This window comes from Bacteroidia bacterium (genome assembly GCA_019695265.1).
Classification (GTDB): Bacteria; Bacteroidota; Bacteroidia; order JAIBAJ01; family JAIBAJ01; genus JAIBAJ01.
Genome location: JAIBAJ010000079.1, coordinates 1 through 16,762 on the forward strand (window position 1 = coordinate 1; position 16,762 = coordinate 16,762).

The 16,762-nt window shown below is 40.5% G+C and carries 10 protein-coding genes; 7 read left to right on the forward strand and 3 right to left on the reverse strand.

Annotation, left to right across the window (positions count from 1 at the left end):
• Positions 1-480: 480 nt before the first annotated feature.
• A complete protein-coding gene (locus K1X82_11240; GenBank protein ID MBX7182681.1) occupies positions 481-762 on the reverse strand; it encodes a hypothetical protein in 282 nt (93 codons plus the stop codon).
• Here K1X82_11240 and ppk1 point away from each other — a divergent pair.
• The 7 genes from ppk1 (at position 761) to K1X82_11275 (ending at position 10,732) form a co-directional block, all read left to right on the forward strand.
• A complete protein-coding gene (gene ppk1, locus K1X82_11245) occupies positions 761-2,845 on the forward strand; it encodes a polyphosphate kinase 1 (GenBank protein MBX7182682.1) in 2,085 nt (694 codons plus the stop codon). The two genes, K1X82_11240 and ppk1, sit on opposite strands and share 2 nt — an antisense overlap.
• 23 nt (positions 2,846-2,868) lie before the next feature.
• Complete coding sequence (locus K1X82_11250; GenBank protein ID MBX7182683.1) at positions 2,869-3,333, forward strand: hypothetical protein; 465 nt, start codon at positions 2,869-2,871, stop codon at positions 3,331-3,333.
• A gap of 117 nt (positions 3,334-3,450) precedes the next feature.
• Positions 3,451-4,950 (forward strand): carboxypeptidase M32, encoded by a 1,500-nt coding sequence (locus K1X82_11255; GenBank protein MBX7182684.1) that lies wholly within the window; start codon positions 3,451-3,453, stop codon positions 4,948-4,950.
• Between the two features lie 417 nt (positions 4,951-5,367).
• On the forward strand, positions 5,368-6,663 hold the full coding sequence (locus K1X82_11260; GenBank protein MBX7182685.1) for a serine hydrolase: 1,296 nt from the start codon (positions 5,368-5,370) through the stop codon (positions 6,661-6,663).
• 77 nt (positions 6,664-6,740) lie between these two features.
• On the forward strand, positions 6,741-7,322 hold the full coding sequence (locus K1X82_11265; protein ID MBX7182686.1) for a Crp/Fnr family transcriptional regulator: 582 nt from the start codon (positions 6,741-6,743) through the stop codon (positions 7,320-7,322).
• A 128-nt stretch (positions 7,323-7,450) separates the two neighbouring features.
• Positions 7,451-8,890, forward strand: a complete 1,440-nt coding sequence (locus K1X82_11270; GenBank protein ID MBX7182687.1) for a hypothetical protein — start codon at positions 7,451-7,453, stop codon at positions 8,888-8,890.
• 18 nt (positions 8,891-8,908) lie between these two features.
• Positions 8,909-10,732, forward strand: coding sequence for a hypothetical protein (locus K1X82_11275; GenBank protein MBX7182688.1), 1,824 nt, complete (start codon positions 8,909-8,911; stop codon positions 10,730-10,732).
• A gap of 272 nt (positions 10,733-11,004) precedes the next feature.
• On the opposite strand, the gene K1X82_11280 is transcribed toward K1X82_11275, so the two are convergent.
• Together K1X82_11280 and K1X82_11285 are read right to left on the reverse strand one after the other, a co-directional pair.
• Positions 11,005-14,559, reverse strand: coding sequence for a hypothetical protein (locus K1X82_11280; protein MBX7182689.1), 3,555 nt, complete (start codon positions 14,557-14,559; stop codon positions 11,005-11,007).
• Positions 14,560-14,618: 59 nt separating this feature from the next.
• Positions 14,619-16,532: a mucoidy inhibitor MuiA family protein gene (locus K1X82_11285; protein MBX7182690.1), complete on the reverse strand. Its 1,914-nt coding sequence runs from the start codon at positions 16,530-16,532 to the stop codon at positions 14,619-14,621.
• Positions 16,533-16,762 lie beyond the last annotated feature (230 nt).

The following is a 16,762-nucleotide window of genomic DNA, read 5'->3' on the forward strand; positions in this document are numbered from 1 at the left end:
CTTTTGTACTCGGAAGGCCTACGACATTGCAAGTTTTTCAAGGGAACATCAATTCACAGCCGCGGCGCGCCCCGTGCTGAGCCAGGCCAACGCACGGCGTTCTAACAGGCTTTTGTGCAAGGGCTTACTCAGTTATAAAAATCATTGTTCCATTATTTAATCTTTCTTCAAAAAGAAAATTCAATTTATTTCAAATGCCTGAAATACAACGACTTAAATACTAGTTAGATGGAAATTGTCAATAGAAATTTTAAACTACGTTTCGAGACAAGTGATAGGATGGCTTTCAAGTAATTTTTACCTAGAGAACATTATGTAATATCAATTTATATATTAGTTTTCTTATGTAAAATTGTTATAACATAATGAATCCTCGGCACTAACTAACACTAGCTCGGGATTAACCCCAATCATCCCACATCCCATCGCGCTTGTCATTTGTTCACTTCGTTTCAAATGACAATTTTGTGATAAATGGCTTTAAATAAAGTCTGAGGGTTGGATAGGATTATACAACAATGTTGTTTGGGAAAAGCCCAAAACCATTTTGATAATCACCTTTTCACAACCTGAAATCCCTATCCTTATTATTTTTAAAAGCATCCTAACGATTTCCAAAACAGATTTGGGTTGAATTGAAATGGTCATAATACGGGCCGAGCCAATCCATTTGAAGTAATAAACATTCGGTTGGGGAATAAGCAATAGATAGGGAAGAAAATACCTTGGAGTGAATGGTATCTTTGTCGGTTGTGAATCCATGAAAAAAGCAAAAAAGCAAGAGGAAACCTTTTTGATAAACCGGGAAATATCCTGGTTATCGTTTAATGAACGAGTATTACAAGAGGCTGAAAATCCTCGGGTGCCTTTAATTGAGCGAATTCGCTTTTTGGGAATTTATTCCAATAACCGGGATGAGTTTTTTAGGGTTAGGGTGGCCAATTTAAGGCGAATGATGCAGGTTGGAAAGAAGGCCGAGAGCATCACTTTTGGCAATCCGGAACAGATTTTAGAACGAATACAGCAAATGGTATTGGTGCAGCAGCGCAAGAGCGATGTTATTTACCAACAACTGGTTTCGGAGCTGGCCAAGAATGAAATCTTTATCATCAATGAAACCAATTTGAATGAGCAACAGCGTATTCAGGTAAAGACTTATTTTCAAAACCAAGTGCGTCCGGTATTGGTACCCATTATGTTGGATACTGCGCCCGGATCGCCGTATTTACGGGACAAATCGATTTTTTTGTTTGTGAGGATGAGTAGGATTGAAGGGGACAAAAAAGCGATGCATGCTTTAATTGAAATACCATCCAAAGTTTTGTCGAGGTTTGTTTTATTGCCTTGCAAAGAAAACAGGAAGTATATCATTTTGTTGGATGATGTAATCCGATTCTGCCTGGATGAAATATTTGCCTTGTTCAATTACGATAAGTTTGAGGCTTATACCATTAAACTGACCCGGGATGCAGAGATGGAGGTAGATGTAGATATGTCGAAAAGCATTGTGGAAACCATGTCGAACAGCCTGAAAGACCGTAAAAAAGGGATTCCGGTAAGGTTTGTTTACGACAGCAATATGCCCAGGGAAATGGTTAAATACCTGACCAAGCGCTTGCAAATACCATCCAGCAGTGCCCTGATTCCGGGTGGCAGGTACCATAATTTCAAAGATTTAATGGATTTTCCGGATGTTGGATCTCCGGAAATGAAATATACCAAATTACCCACCTTGTCGCATCCGGCATTACTAAACCAGGTGAGTATGTTTGAGGCCCTGAAAAAGCGGGATGTTTTGCTTTCATACCCGTATCAATCTTTTCAACATTTGGTAGATGTTTTGCGGGAAGCGGCCATTGACCCCAAAGTGACAGAAATTAAAATTACCTTGTACAGGGTGGCCAGGAACTCCAACATTGTGAATTCCTTAATAAACGCCATTCGAAACGGGAAACACGTTACCGTTGTAGTGGAATTACAAGCCCGGTTTGATGAGGAAAACAACCTATACTGGGCACAATTGCTGCAAGAAGAAGGTGCCAAGGTGATTTTTGGTGTTCCGGGACTAAAGGTTCATGCCAAAATTTTCCTCATAACCCGTATCGAAGGCAAGAAGGAAGTGCTGTATGCCCGAATTGGTACCGGGAATTTCAACGAAAGCACTTCCAAAGTTTATACCGACCACAGCCTGTTTACCTGCGATAGCCGATTAACCAATGAGGTTAGCAAAGTATTTACCTTTTTTGAAAACAACTACAAATCCGGGCATTACGAACACCTGTTGGTTTCGCCATTCTATATGCGCGAAAAGCTATTAGCCCTGGTGGATCAGGAAATTTCCAATGCCAAAGAAGGAAAAGTTGCCGGAATTTGGTTAAAAGTGAACAACCTGGTTGACCTTGAATTCATTCATAAACTTTACCAGGCCAGCCAGGCCGGTGTAAAGGTTAAACTAATCATTCGAGGCATGTGTTCCATTATGTGCGGAGTGCCCGGAGTAAGTGAAAACATTGAAGGAATAAGCATTGTAGATCGGTTTTTAGAACATAGTCGCTTGTTCATTTTTTCCAACAACGACCAACCCCGGTTTTACATTAGCAGTGCCGATTTAATGAACAGAAACCTCGATGGAAGAGCCGAGGTTGCTTGTCCTATTTACGACGAAGAAGTAAAACGAGAACTTTGGGATACCTTTCAGATTTCTTGGAACGACAATGTAAAAGCAAGAATTTTAGATCCCGACCTTTCCAATCAATTTAAAGAACGGTCTGCAGAGGAAGAAGAAATCCGCTCCCAGGAAAAAATTTACGAATACTTTTACAAACTAAAAATTTCAGACCAATAAGTCAATATTACCCTTCTAAATTTATGAAAAAGCTTGTTTTTACCCTGCTGATACTTTTCCCATTTTTAAGTTCAAAAGCGCAAATCGGTCATGATTTAACCATATTCTCCGGCGATGGAATGAAGTTTACAGTCATCATCAATGGAATGAAAATGAATGAACAGCCCCAAACCAATGTATTTATTGAAAACCTAAACAACGATTGGGTAAAGGCAAAAATTTTCTTTGAAGATACCAACCTGGAGCCAATTGAACGTAACATTTTACAAATCAAAAGTGCGGCCAATAGCGGAAACTATCCCGAAGCAGTGGTGTATGAAATTCGCACCAACAAGAAAGGGCAACCCGTTTTGAGATGGTCTAGTGCGGCTCCCAAAAAAATTCAGCAGCAAGTAATAATTCAACAAGCTCCTGCTCCTGCCCCACCTCAACCCGGAATTCAAATCAATGTTCCAGGTGTTCAAATGCAGATCAATACTCCACAGTAAGCCTTTCCAACTCTTCAAATTTGGAAACCGGCCATTGTGGAAAAAAACTCATTCTTTCCCTTTTCTGAGTTAGCATACTTCTTTCATTCGCTATAGCTTTGCCGCTGATAATCTGATATGTCTGAACTTAGCTTGTATGATCGTTACCGTAAGCAATTAGCCAAAATTGCTGATGTAAGTTATTCTGTTTCGGTTTTAAATTGGGACCTGGAAGTTTGTATGCCCGAAAAAGGAAGCAATCGCCGTGGACAACAAATGGCGGCTTTGTCCGGAATAAGTCATGAACTGTTTATTGATCCGGAATTTGGAAATTTATTGCAAAAACTCTCCGAAGATAAATCCCTGAGCTGGAAGGAATACCGCAATGTGAAGTTAAGCCTGAAGGATTACGAAAAGAAAAAGAAATTTCCTTCTGAATTTGTCGAAGAACTTTCCCTGGCAACCTCCGACGGCTTTGTGAAATGGCAACAAGCCAAACAACACAATCGTTTCGAAATATTTGCTCCGGCACTCGAAAAAATTATTGAACTTAAACGCAAGGAAGCTGAGCTTAGTGGTTATACCATGCATCCTTACGATGCCTTACTGGACTCCTATGAACCGGGTTGCAAAACCAAGGATTTAGAGAATATTTTCTGGGATGTAAAAACCCGCCTGGTGCCTTTCATTAAACAAGTTTTTAATCGCCCTCAAAACCCCGATTCCTTCATGTTTCAGGACTTTGACCGGGGGGCACAATGGGATTTCGGAATTGAATTATTACGTAAAATTGGTTACGATTTTGAAGCAGGCAGGCAGGACATTTCCACCCATCCTTTTACCATCAACTTTGGCTCCAACGATGTTAGGGTAACCACCCGCATCAATACCAACGACCTCAATGAAATGATTTGGAGTACCATTCACGAAGGTGGACACGCTTTGTACGAACAAGGTATTCCGGATGATGAATACGGATTGCCTTCCGGTGAATCCATTTCGTTGGGAATTCACGAAAGCCAAAGTCGGTTGTGGGAAAACAATGTTGGACGCAGCCTGGCCTTCTGGAAGGCCAATTTCCCGGAGTTACAACAACTGTTTCCTCAGCAATTATCCAACGTAGGTGTGCAAGATTTTTACAAGGCTATGAACATTGTAAAACCAAGTCTCATTCGCACCAATGCCGACGAGTTAACCTACCATTTCCACATTTTAATTCGCTTCGAGCTTGAAAAAATGATGTTGGAGAAGTCGGTCAGCGTCAATGACTTACCCAAACTTTGGAACCAAAAATACAAGGAATACCTGGATTTGGATGTACCCAATGATGCCCAGGGAATTTTGCAAGATATTCACTGGAGCCATGGTAGCATGGGTTATTTCCCCACCTACTCCATCGGAAGTTTTTATGCCGCACAATTCTTCGCTAAGGCCAAAAAAGATATTCCGGAGTTGGCACACCACATTGGCGAAGACGAAATGAAGAAACTTTTACAATGGCTTAGAGATAATATCCACACTCATGGCCGAACTTACAACAGCGAGGAAACCTGTGTGCGTGTAACCGGCGAAGGGCTTAACTTCAATCATTTCATGGAGTATGCCCGCACCAAATACAAAGATATTTACTCGTTCTAATTTTTCTTTTCGAAAACCCATTTCAGGCATTCCGTTGGTCTTTATTTGGCGGGCCCCTTTCGCCCGGCTAGCCTAGTGCATAAACCTCTACCTTCCTGCACCGGGCTTCAGGTCACGCTATCGTCTGTAGTCCAAGCCGCCCCCGCTATTGCCTGTTTGGCTTGGAGCTACTTGCCTCTATCGTTGCCCGAGGGTGCAAGTCCGGAATAATTGCTTCATTACACAAAATCTGCAATAGAATTCTATTTCGACTTCGAACCACTTCAAACACAAGAATTTCAGAACGATTTCTATAGAAGATTCCAGGTTAAATTTAACTACATCAAATCATTCGTATTTACACACTTACGAATGATTTTGTTAGGTTTAAATTAGTTTAATGGTAAATAGTATTTCTTTGCCTAAAATCATCTAACCTTGAAAAAACTACTACTCCTGGTTTTCGCCATCCTGTTCCGATTCGAATCGAATGGTCAGAATTTATACTTCCCACCCTTAAGTGGTAACCAATGGGATACCCTCTCGCCGGAAAGTTTAGGCTGGTGCACCAATTTCCTCGATAGTCTGGACAACCTTTTATTAGAACGAAATTCCAAAGCCTTTATATTGCTGAAACATGGCAAAATAGTACATGAAAAGTATTTTGGAACGTTTACAAAGGATAGTTTATGGTATTGGGCTTCAGCAGGGAAAAGTCTGACTTCCATGTTGGTTGGAATCGCCCAGCAGGAAGGCTATTTATCCATCAACGATTTAAGCTCGGAGTACCTTGGGCAAGGGTGGACCTCAGCACCATTAGCCAAAGAAAATTTAATTACAGTCCGCCACCAGCTTAGCATGACTACCGGCCTGGACGATGGAGTACCCAATTCCGACTGCACAAGCGATTCTTGCTTGGTTTATCTGGCCGATGCCGGCAGCAGATGGGCCTATCACAATGCACCTTATACCTTGCTCGATGGAGTAATTCAGAGTGCTACCGGACTTAATCTCAATTCCTTTTTACAAACCAGGGTAAAAGTTAAAACCGGAATGAGCGGTTTGTATGTTCAAAACGGATATAACAATGTATACTTTTCCAATGCCCGATCCATGGCGCGCTATGGATTACTTGCACTTGGAAAAGGTGTTTGGAATGGTGATTCGGTTTTAAAAGACATGAATTACTTTACCGAAATGACCAACACTTCACAAGCCATCAATCCTTCCTATGGCTATTTGTGGTGGTTAAATGGCAAGTCAGGCTTTATGGTTCCCCAGTCACAAATAAATTTCACCGGATCAATAATTCCTAATGGGCCAACCGATTTGTTTTGTGCTTTAGGGAAAAATGATCAAAAAATTCATGTAGTTCCAAGCCAGGATTTGGTTTGGATTCGAATGGGCAATGCAGCAACACCCAACCAATTAGTTCCTTTGATTTTAGATAATGAAGTGTGGGGCATACTTAATCAATTGATGTGCACTAGCTCTGTTGAGGAGAAAAACAAGCTAAACAAGGGAGTTTTACTTACAACAACTCATATTACACTGCAACAACCCGATCAGTCAGGCAACGAATTGCGAATCAGTGATTTAAGCGGCAGGGTTTTTCTGAAGCAAAAATTGGTAGCAAACCAAGCTTTTTCATTGGAACAACTGCCATCCGGAATGTGGATACTTAGCATAGAAGGCGGGTCCAATCCTTGGGTTCAGAAATGGGTGAAAGAGTAAAAAAGCTTACCCAAAGTGCGCATTTACCTGAGGTGATAATCTTGAAATAATGTACTATTGCATAATCCTTTGAAATTATGGTTGACTTCCAAAATTTTGTATCCACCCGTTTTTCCTTTTTAACCGAACAGGATTTGCAGCAAGTGGCTGAAATTCTTGAATTGAAGCAACTGAAAGCGGGTGAAGTATTTATTAGGGAAGGCGATTTAACCTATAAACTAGCCTTAGTTCTGGAAGGTTTATTAAGGAATTTCCACTTTACCGAAAACGGTGATGAGAAAACAGTTTTGTTTTCCTGGGAAGGTGAGATTGTAGGAGGTTACAATTGTATTTTTCATAACCAACCTGCCAAAGAAAATGTAGAAGCATTGGAACCTACAACCATGGTTGTGATCAACTACCATGATTTTACCAAATTAACCCAGAAAAATCCAAGGTTACTGCAGGCTCATCTAACCTTTTTAGAACAAGCCTTTGTGGAAGCCATCAAACGTATCGACGATTTCACCTTGAATAGTCCGGAGGAACGCTACATTCGCTTACTAAAGGAAAAACCATTTTTGTTGCAACGAGTTCCACAGAAACACCTCGCTTCCTTCCTGGGAATTACCCACATCTCCTTATCTCGAATTCGCAAACGCATCAGCACCAAAAAATAGTTTGGTTGAAAATTCCAAGCAAAGACTTTAAACCATTTCCGGATAACCCAATCAAAGTGATTACCTTAGCCCCCCTTTTGAAACACAATTTTCCATTCGACTTTTCGGTTATTTTGTAAACCAAGTCTTTGTCTGTGCTCTATTCCAAAATATCACCTAACGCTCCCATTGTATCACTCTTGCTGGTGGTGGTTCTCTATTTGAGCGGACTTCCAAAGGGAATTGCTCAGGAAGAAATCGGTTACACGGCCTCTAATTATTCCGGTGTACAAGGCCTGTTTTTAAATCCGGCCAAAGGTTGCGATTCCAAAATGTTTATAGATGTAAATATTATTGGTTTGGACCTTTTTGTGCATAATAATTATGTTCATTATGCCGCCAAGGATTTTTATTTATGGAAAAATATCAATACTGGATTTCCGGAATTATCCGACAATATTAAACCGGTTTACAAAACGGCCCAGGTAGCATTGAATGTTACAGGGCCATCGGTTCATTTAAGTTGGGGACAACATTCAATTGGCTTGTTTACCAGGGCCCGCAGCTATACCTCTGTTAAGTTAGAATTGCCCTTGGCCAAACACATATTCGAAGGGTTTAAGTACTATCCGCAATTGCGTCAGGAATACAACCTCAACAATCAATATGTAAATAGTTTAACCTGGGTAGAATACGGATTAAGTTATGGTTTAATTTTTTTGCAGAAAAACCATACCATGATGAGTGCCGGAGTTAATATCCGTTACCTGACCGGAATTAATGCGATTGGTTTAAATATGGAAAACCTTACTTATGAAGTTAAAGACAGTACTACCTTGGAATTTTATAACTTTTCGGGACAGGTTCAGCAAGCTGCTCCGGCATTTGGTTCAGGAAAAGGTTGGGGACTTGATTTGGGATTTGAATACAAACACATGTTGGAAGATGTGACCCGTTACCGGCCCAACACCAAACGCGGTGGTTGCAAAAAGGTGGACTACAAATGGAAAGTTGGGGTTTCTGTTTTAGACATTGGCTACATCAATTTTAACCAAGGTGCATCCTTCCAGGATTTTACCAACGAAGGTTCCACCTGGTATAAATACGATTCTACCGGAATAAAAGGATATAGTGGTGTTGATTCTTTAATTAATGCGAGGTTTAATTCTCATGGAACAGTTGTCAAAGAACCTCAGTTCAAAGCCTGGTTGCCCATGGCTGCATCGGTTCAATTTGATTACAATTTTGAAAACAATTTTTTCATCAATGCCACCGCCATGTACGGTCCAAGGTTAGGAAACAATGTTAGAAGAGGCGCCTTATTTGCTATAGTACCCAGGTACGAACGCAAACGTTGGGAAGTATCGCTCCCACTTTCCTTATGGGATTTTCAATACCCCCAATTCGGGCTTCAGGTGAGGATAAATAACATGTTAATCATTGGTTCTGATCGAATTATGCCTCTTATTTATCGTTCCAATGTGTATGGGTTAGATATCTATTTCCACCTAAAATTCTCCATTTACAAAAATCCGGCTTGTAAACGAAGAGGAGGAAAAAAAGAAAGCGAGTGTCCGGCTTACCGCTAGCGGAATTCTTTGGTACTTTTGTTCAATCTGAAGGATGACAGCCTACCAAGCCAAGCTGCCTCCGGAAAGGATACCTTAATTGTTCAGGTTTTGAAAAACAAGGGATTACCCATAGTTTTACCACTTTTCTGGTTGATTTGCCTTTCATCCTTTGGGCAGCAGCACCGAATACAGATTTTTCAATCAGACACTTGCCTAAGTTCAAAGCAGTTCGCAGGGCTGATCGATACCAATTCTTACGCGAAGAATCAAGCCCAGGCAAAAGAGCGCATCTTTTCCATGGTAAAACTTCTTCAAACCAAAGCCTATCTAGCTTGCAGCTTAGACAGTCTGGTTTCTGATTCTATTCAAACCAAGGCTTGGATTCGAACCGGATATTTGTATAAATGGGCCTTTCTTTCGGCCGGAAATGTAGATGAAGGATGGTTGGCCAAAACAGGATTTAGGGAAAGGATTTACAAAAACAGACCTTTTGACTACACCGAAGTATTAAGAATTCAGGATGCCATAGTAAAACAAGCCGAAAACAATGGCTATCCCTTTGCATCGGTCAGGCTTGATAGTTTATTAGCTATTAATGGGGCACTTTCAGCCGCATTAATGGTAGACCGAAACCAAATGTACGCCATTGACAGTTTAACAATTAAGGGAAAGACTAAGATAAAGGCTGCTTATATGAAAAATTACCTGGGAATTCGACCGGGAGACGAGTACGATGAAAGTAAAATTGCCAGGATTTCTGCACGCATCAGGGAACTGGCCTTTGTAAAAGAATCCGCTCCACCTTCAGCCAGGTTTTATGAGAAAACCACCGTTATTACCCTTTACCTCGAAGACAAAAAAGCATCGCAATTTGATGGCATATTGGGTGTATTACCTGATAATAGCAAATCGGGAAAAGTATTGCTGACAGGTGAATTGAATTTACGCCTGCAAAGCGCCTTTGGAAGAGGGGAACTTATTGATTTACGCTGGAGAAAATTACAAGCCCAAACCCAGGATCTCAAAGTAAACCTGGCCTATCCTTACTTATTTGCTACTCCATTCGGACTGGATTATAAACTTGATTTGTATAAACGAGATACTACCTTTCTTAACTTCAACAACAACATTGGAGTACAATACATGCTGGTTGGAGGAAATTTCCTCAAAGTTTTTCTGGAAAGTCGTTCCTCCTCCTTGTTAAGCACGGTAGGATTGGAGAACCTTACCACCTTACCACAAAATGCCGATACCCGATTGATTCTGTATGGCTTAGGAGTAAAATTTGATCATGTTGATTACCGGTTAAATCCAAGACGAGGGTATAAAATTGCCTGGAATGCCGGGGCAGGAAATAAAACCATCAAACAAAATCCAGGTTTGAACCCCGAAATATATGATAGTCTTCAACTTAAAACCATTCAAATTAACAGCGATGTAAACCTGGAATATTATTTCCCATTAGGCAAAAGACATGTTATAAAAACCCGTTTACAAGGCGCAACCATGTACAATGAACAATTGTTTCAAAACGAACTATACCGGATTGGAGGATTACGCACCTTGCGAGGTTTCGACGAAGAAAGTATTTTTGTATCCTCGTATGGTATTGGAACCATAGAGTATCGCTTTCTGCTCGAGACCAATTCCTATTTTTATGGCTTTTTCGATGGGGCTTGGTATGAACGAAACACGCCCAATCGCTATCTGAGAGATACCCCATATGGATTTGGTGCGGGAATAAGTTTTGAGACCAAGCTTGGCATTTTTACTTTAAACTATGCCTTAGGTAGCCAATTTGGCAAACTCAGTCAAATTCGGGCAGCTAAAATCCACTTCGGTATAATAAGTCAGTTTTAAAACAGGATTAGCCTTGGAACCTTTATGTGAAGCAGAATTATACCGAATGTACATTAAGTTTAGTCCAATTTTAGGTATTAATTCCGATTGAAAAATAAGCCTAACATACTGTATACTCGGCATTTATACCGAATGGACAAAATGTATAGTCCAATTTTATGCTTAAATTTTCTTGAAAAATCGGACTAACATTTTGTATCCTCGGTACTTACCAATCTAAATTTATAAAAGCCTTCGGACTATTTATAAATTAAAATTGGTATTATTTGGTTTTAAAAATAGGCTCTAACCTGCATATTTCCGGAATGAATGGCCTTTGCACCTTCACTTTTGCGGCCGTTATAGGTTAAATTGAACTGCATATTTTTACCGATATTGGTTTGCCAACCTGCTGCCCAGGTAAAGTTCAAACCGGGTTGAAGGGCTTCTAACATTTCATAACCCAGGTTACTATTTTTACTTCCGTTAAACGAGATGTTCAGGTAATTGAATTGCATATTGAAACTACCTTTCGACACCATGTTGAACTTCAATTCAGTTCCTATGTTACGTACAAATGCGGCCTCAGCCAATTCGCTTCGGTTGCGTTTCTGACTGTACCTAAAGTTCACACTCCAGCGAAAAGCTGCTCCGGGTTGCCAGGTTAATTTAGGCTCCAGTTCAAAATAGTGCAAATCATAGCTATTCGTTTGTAAAAACTGTTGTTTATTCACCTTTCTGCCATCCTTATAACTCATGTTTAGGGTAAAACGTCTGGTAAAATTCCACCTGCTTCCCAGTTGATGAAAAGAAGTGCTTCTACTTTCAAAACCATTGACCAATAAGGTTTTGTTACTTACAGATTGGAAGCTATAATCCATACCGAATTTGCTGCTGCTTCGGTTGAAGAACAGGGTATTTCGAAAAGAGGAATTGATGCTTCGCAGGGAACTATCCAAGACATTTCCTCGAAAAGGATTCAGGGAACTCCAAAAATCTTCCTGACCCGTTTTTCGGTCGGTACTGAAGATAGTTTGGGTATTAAACCTGGAAACGAATTTTCGAAAACCTTTTTTAGTGCTCCAAACAATGGAAGGGGTTATGTTGAAGGTTTGATTAAATTGGTTAGAATAGGTTTTTGAATACGTGTTAGAAGGAACCGAGACCCTGATATATTCCGCCTCATTCGGAAAAACGGCAACCGGGAATTCATCCAATTGTTGTATTCCATCCTGGTTATAGTCTCTCCAAACATATTGCCCCAAACCGGCAGTAACTTTAGAATATTGGTATTGCCTTTGCAGTTCCAGTCCACTTCCAACCTCAAAGAAGGTGGAACTTTGAATTACACCTTTTAATACTCTCCAGGAATATTCAATCCGATTAACCAGGTTATCGAAGTATTTCTGACTTTTAACCAGTGTATCGGTACGGCTTAAGGCACTATCTAAAATGGCTAATCGACGGAAGGTGGAGGTTAGTTTAAAGTTGTGGTTAGGATTCGAGTTTAAATCCACACTTAAGCTAATGTTATGGCTTAAGTCGGCCGGCACCAACTCTGAGCCCCTGGGTCGTTTGTCCATTCGGCGGCGGTAACTGATTCCGAAGCGATTTTTTGCTGAATCGGGAGAGGTGATAAAGAAGGTTCGGTCGTTGAAATAGTAGCTGGTAGCGTTTAAACTATCAAGCCCGGGTTTTCGGAAACGGTTATCTTCCAACTCATCGCGTATACCCAATGCAATCCATTTGAATTGTTTACTCAAGGTGCCGATGTAACGATTAAATTGGTTGTTAACCAACAGTCCATCCGACTGAATAAAACTAGCCTTAAAATCCAGGTGAAAACCCAATTTATCCAAATTCGCTGAAGCCAGGTGTTGGTAGGCCTTGAAGACATCTTCATTTATAAAGTTTTTAAATTGGTACAAAGCTTCCCCCCATTTCCGAATATCTGCCCCCAATTTTACTCCGGAAATATATTGATTTTGGTAGGTTTTTACATTCAGCAAATTCCAGTCACGCTCAAATTCAACCGTTCTAAATCGTTCAATGGGCCTAAATTGTTCGCCGGTATATTCGAAGTTTGCACCTGTTTTAAGCACGATAGTTGCTGAATCTTTTTTACCCAGCGGAAAATCATGGTGGTAAACCAATTTACCGGCAAAACCGGTATTGTCACGGTTATCAATGGTGGAGAAGGTATTGGGATCGACATTGCTCATGGCCGCTTCGACGCTTAGGCCTGAGTTTTTGCTAATGGCATAATCCACACCAACATCGAGCATTTGGGTTTGTTTGGGTGTAACAAGAAGTTGAACTGCAGCAAACCTACCTTGGCGGTTGCCCAGGCTATCGGGTGCTATCCAATAAAAAACTCGTCCATTGGCACTGGTAGAGGTTTGTTGTAAATAGTCTCCATTTCCCAAACCCACATCGGTAAATCTTAGTCTGTATTTGGCAACTGTACTATCGCTGCTGTAAACATATACCTGGGCACTTACGGATGCACCGTTTAAATAGGTAACCGTGGTATCGGATTGGCGGTACAATACTTCACTGTTTGAAAAGGCAACCGAATCGGCTGAAGGAACCAATGCAAGTTGAATACTATCTCCAATCTGGCTCATTAGCTCTTTGGCTTCGGTATTTAATTCCTGTTGCAGGGGTTGGTTTTTTGCATCTTGTTCATTGTAAAAATTTACTCTTGCCTTCCATTTTCCGGCCTGCAATTCGGAACCAACATGGAGCAAGGTTCTGCTGTAATTTTTGTCGGAATATTGAAATTCTACAATAATTCTTCGGTCTTTGGTTATGAGGTTTTTAGGTGTAAACTTGATGCTTGCCGTATTGTAATCGATAATATAATCGTTGGATTGCCCTCGGGTAAGCTGTTGTCCATCAATAAAAACACGTTCGGTTCCAGCCAGGACAATGATATAAATTTCTCCATCATTTCCGGTTAGTTGATAAGGACCCTGGTTGCCTTCAATCCCCTGAATTAATTGACGTTTAAATTTACCACGTGAAATAGCTCCACTTCCTGTAAGCATTAATTGCAAAGGTGGATTTCCTTCTTTCTTCTTTTCAGGCTTTCGTAAATCCAAAACAGAGGAAACACTTAAGCCTTGAGCTCTCTTGTAAAAGCTCATAAAGTAGGTATTGGGTTTTTGCAACTGAAAATCGCCGGCAATAACTTTCCATTTAGTGCCTTCGAATAATTGAATATAAACCTGGTCAAAATCCTGTAGTTGTTGGGTATTTCCGTCGGGTTGCACCGGCACATTATTATCGGTTATGGCTGCCAACAACTCAATATTCTCTGATATTTTGCCGGAAAGTTGTAGGTTCAGGGAAGAGTTAACCACTACGTCCTGGGTATTTCCAACGGTGATACCTCGGCTTATGGAACCATTCTTATTCAACCCTTGCATGGAAAAGAAATCATCGGTTTTCGATTTTTCATCGTAGGTGAAATTGAATGGATTAAATTCTCCTTCCCTGTTTCTTTTTAAGCTGGAGGCATCTTTGTGATAAAGCGGTTTGGAAAAATTGATTGGAAAGACCCTGAAACTTGCCACCAATGGAGTGATGGTAAATAAATTTTCTTCCTTGAACTTGCTTCGAATAAAGATCAACTGTGCCTTGTCAAAGTCGAGTTTGTAAACCGATTTAGGAAAGGGTTTTCCATTTTTTCTAACCACAACAAAACTTTCCGGATTAATACTTAAACTGTCAAGTTGAACCGTATCCTTTGAAGTATCGAAATTAACCAATCGCCGGGTATCCACCACTTGAGACCAAACTCCCAATGGAAATAAAAAGAAGGTAAAAATTAACAGCCGGGTCACGTTCTGATTCCGAAAATGGGGGGTTCAGAACGTAAAAGTAAGGTTTTTGGTGTAGGTGATTATTCCAACAATTGGAAGTTCTTGGGAACTTTTAGTTGATAAGAAAATTCAAAGAGTCTGGAATTACCGGGTTCCAAATCCAGATTCCATTTTAACTCCCCGGTTTTATTGTTTTGTTTAGCCCCTTCGGCCACTACTTTGTCAACTTTCAAACCTTCGTAAGGAGAAACCGGAACCTGATCAATTACGGTTAAATGGATAGGTAGCGATTTTCCGTTTTTCACACTAATTTGATAGGCTCTTTCCTCGGTTCTATCTGATGACATAAATTCCTTCTTTTTGTAATTTCTCAGATTTTTCCGACTTACAGCGATATTTTTATCCACTCCCATCGAAATATCCAGGGTGTCCTGGGTTACACCTTGAACTTTTAAATAGGTTCTTCCTTTAAAGGTTCCATACAGGTAAAGATTCATTTCTCCATCGGTAAGCTCCAGGCTTTCCCAGTTAGGCAAATGTGCCTGTAAAAACACATTTAAATCCAACTTAGGGATTACTTTATATTCGTAAAAGCAAGGAATTTCTGCTTCTTTGTAGGCTACTTTGGTTTCTTCACCATTGGCCTTAATAGTATAAGGCAACTCTATTTCGTACACTATGGCATTGCTAAGGTCTGATTCGTTAAACGGAATGGTATGTGTAATTACCGGCTTGCTATAGCTATTGGTTTCTATGGCTGAAATCATCGAAACACCGGCAGTGGTAGAATATGCCATGTCCATGCTACTACTGTTTCTTTCTTTGGAACTGCTAATAGTTAATGCTTTTAATTCCTGATGATTTGGCCTCATCTCAGCAATTACCACTGAATTTGTAATAGGCAATTCCAAACGATCATACCCAATGTAACTCAGTACTAAGGAAGTGCCTCCTAAAGTAGAGGAAATTGAAAAATTTCCATCGATGTCGGTGGTAACTCCGGCTAAAGTATTGCCGTTACGCATTAATAGCACATTAGCGCCTATCAAGGTTTCTTTGGTTAAAGCGTCGAGCACCCTACCTTTGATGTGATTTAATTGGGTTTCGACAAATGCCGGATTGGGCCTAGGCGGATTTTGTCCCAGGTACCAAGGACTTAGCACCGGGGCCTGATTGGGCTGATTAGGATTATCGGTGCTTAGGTTGAGTTTTACCTGGTTCCAATCTTCGCCCGTATTTTGAATAATTTTTGCATTGTAAACCATAATCAAAGGCGATTGAACATCCTTCATACGGAGGTCGTACGAGATACTCCAACTGGCATTTTTTACCTTGTAACTCAAAGCAAAATTGCCCTTCATGGCCTCCTTCACCTCTACTTCAACCCAAATTTCGGAAACCAAGCGTTGCTGATCTGCCTTTTGTTGCCGTGAAAGTTTATACAGCTTTTCCAATTCGGCTTTTAATGCCTGGGTTTTGTTCAATGAATTCAGCCTTTTCCGCTTTACCTCATCCAACTTTTGTCCGAAGTATTCCATAGCTTCCCTCAAATCCTGTGTTTTTAGTCCGTTATTGCCTGAAATTGTTTGGTTTCTCATCAGCATCTCCTCTTCCTTTAGGTTTACATCCGACAAGGCTATTTCCAGTTCCAAATCGGCTTTTAATCGTTCAATTTTCTTTTCCAGCTCCAGTTCGGAGACTTGCACAGTAAGGGTATCCATAATGTTGCTTTTGCTTTTTACACCCACAATTTGAACTGAAGCCTGGGCCGTAACCTCTATGCTGTTTTCTTCTAAAAAAGGAGATAGATTTTTAAAAATCAATACTTGTCTACCTTTTTGCAAATCGACTTTTGCCGAGCGGAAAACTTGGGCTCCCGAACGAAAAACGGTTACTTTATTAATACCCGACTCCACCGGAATTTGGAGGTTTTGAGCGTCCAGTCTCCAACAAAAAATCAGAGCAAATGCTAATAGAATACTGTTCCTTTTCATGTTTTACTATTTTGGAATGAAGACTCCAAAGGCCACTGATTTCCATACCTACAAGAAAAAAAATCAGGTAAGGTATTGACTAACAGGTTATTAAAAACAACTTTTTATCATCTGGGCAATTGGATTTTGTGCTTGTACTAACCTGACTTTCCCTTTCATACCATAGCCGGGGTGCTAACTAACACAGAGACCAAAAAACCAGGGTTTGGGGTTGCACCCTCGGGCAACGA

Excerpts from the sequence above, each read along its gene's own strand:
- K1X82_11250 (MBX7182683.1), top strand. The coding sequence starts at position 2,869 with ATGAAAAAGCTTGTTTTTACCCTGCTGATACTTTTCCCATTTTTAAGT.
- K1X82_11255 (MBX7182684.1), top strand. The coding sequence starts at position 3,451 with ATGTCTGAACTTAGCTTGTATGATCGTTACCGTAAGCAATTAGCCAAA.
- K1X82_11285 (MBX7182690.1), bottom strand. The coding sequence starts at position 16,532 with ATGAAAAGGAACAGTATTCTATTAGCATTTGCTCTGATTTTTTGTTGG.
- K1X82_11240 (MBX7182681.1), bottom strand. The coding sequence starts at position 762 with ATGGATTCACAACCGACAAAGATACCATTCACTCCAAGGTATTTTCTT.
- K1X82_11265 (MBX7182686.1), top strand. The coding sequence starts at position 6,741 with ATGGTTGACTTCCAAAATTTTGTATCCACCCGTTTTTCCTTTTTAACC.
- ppk1 (MBX7182682.1), top strand. The coding sequence starts at position 761 with ATGAAAAAAGCAAAAAAGCAAGAGGAAACCTTTTTGATAAACCGGGAA.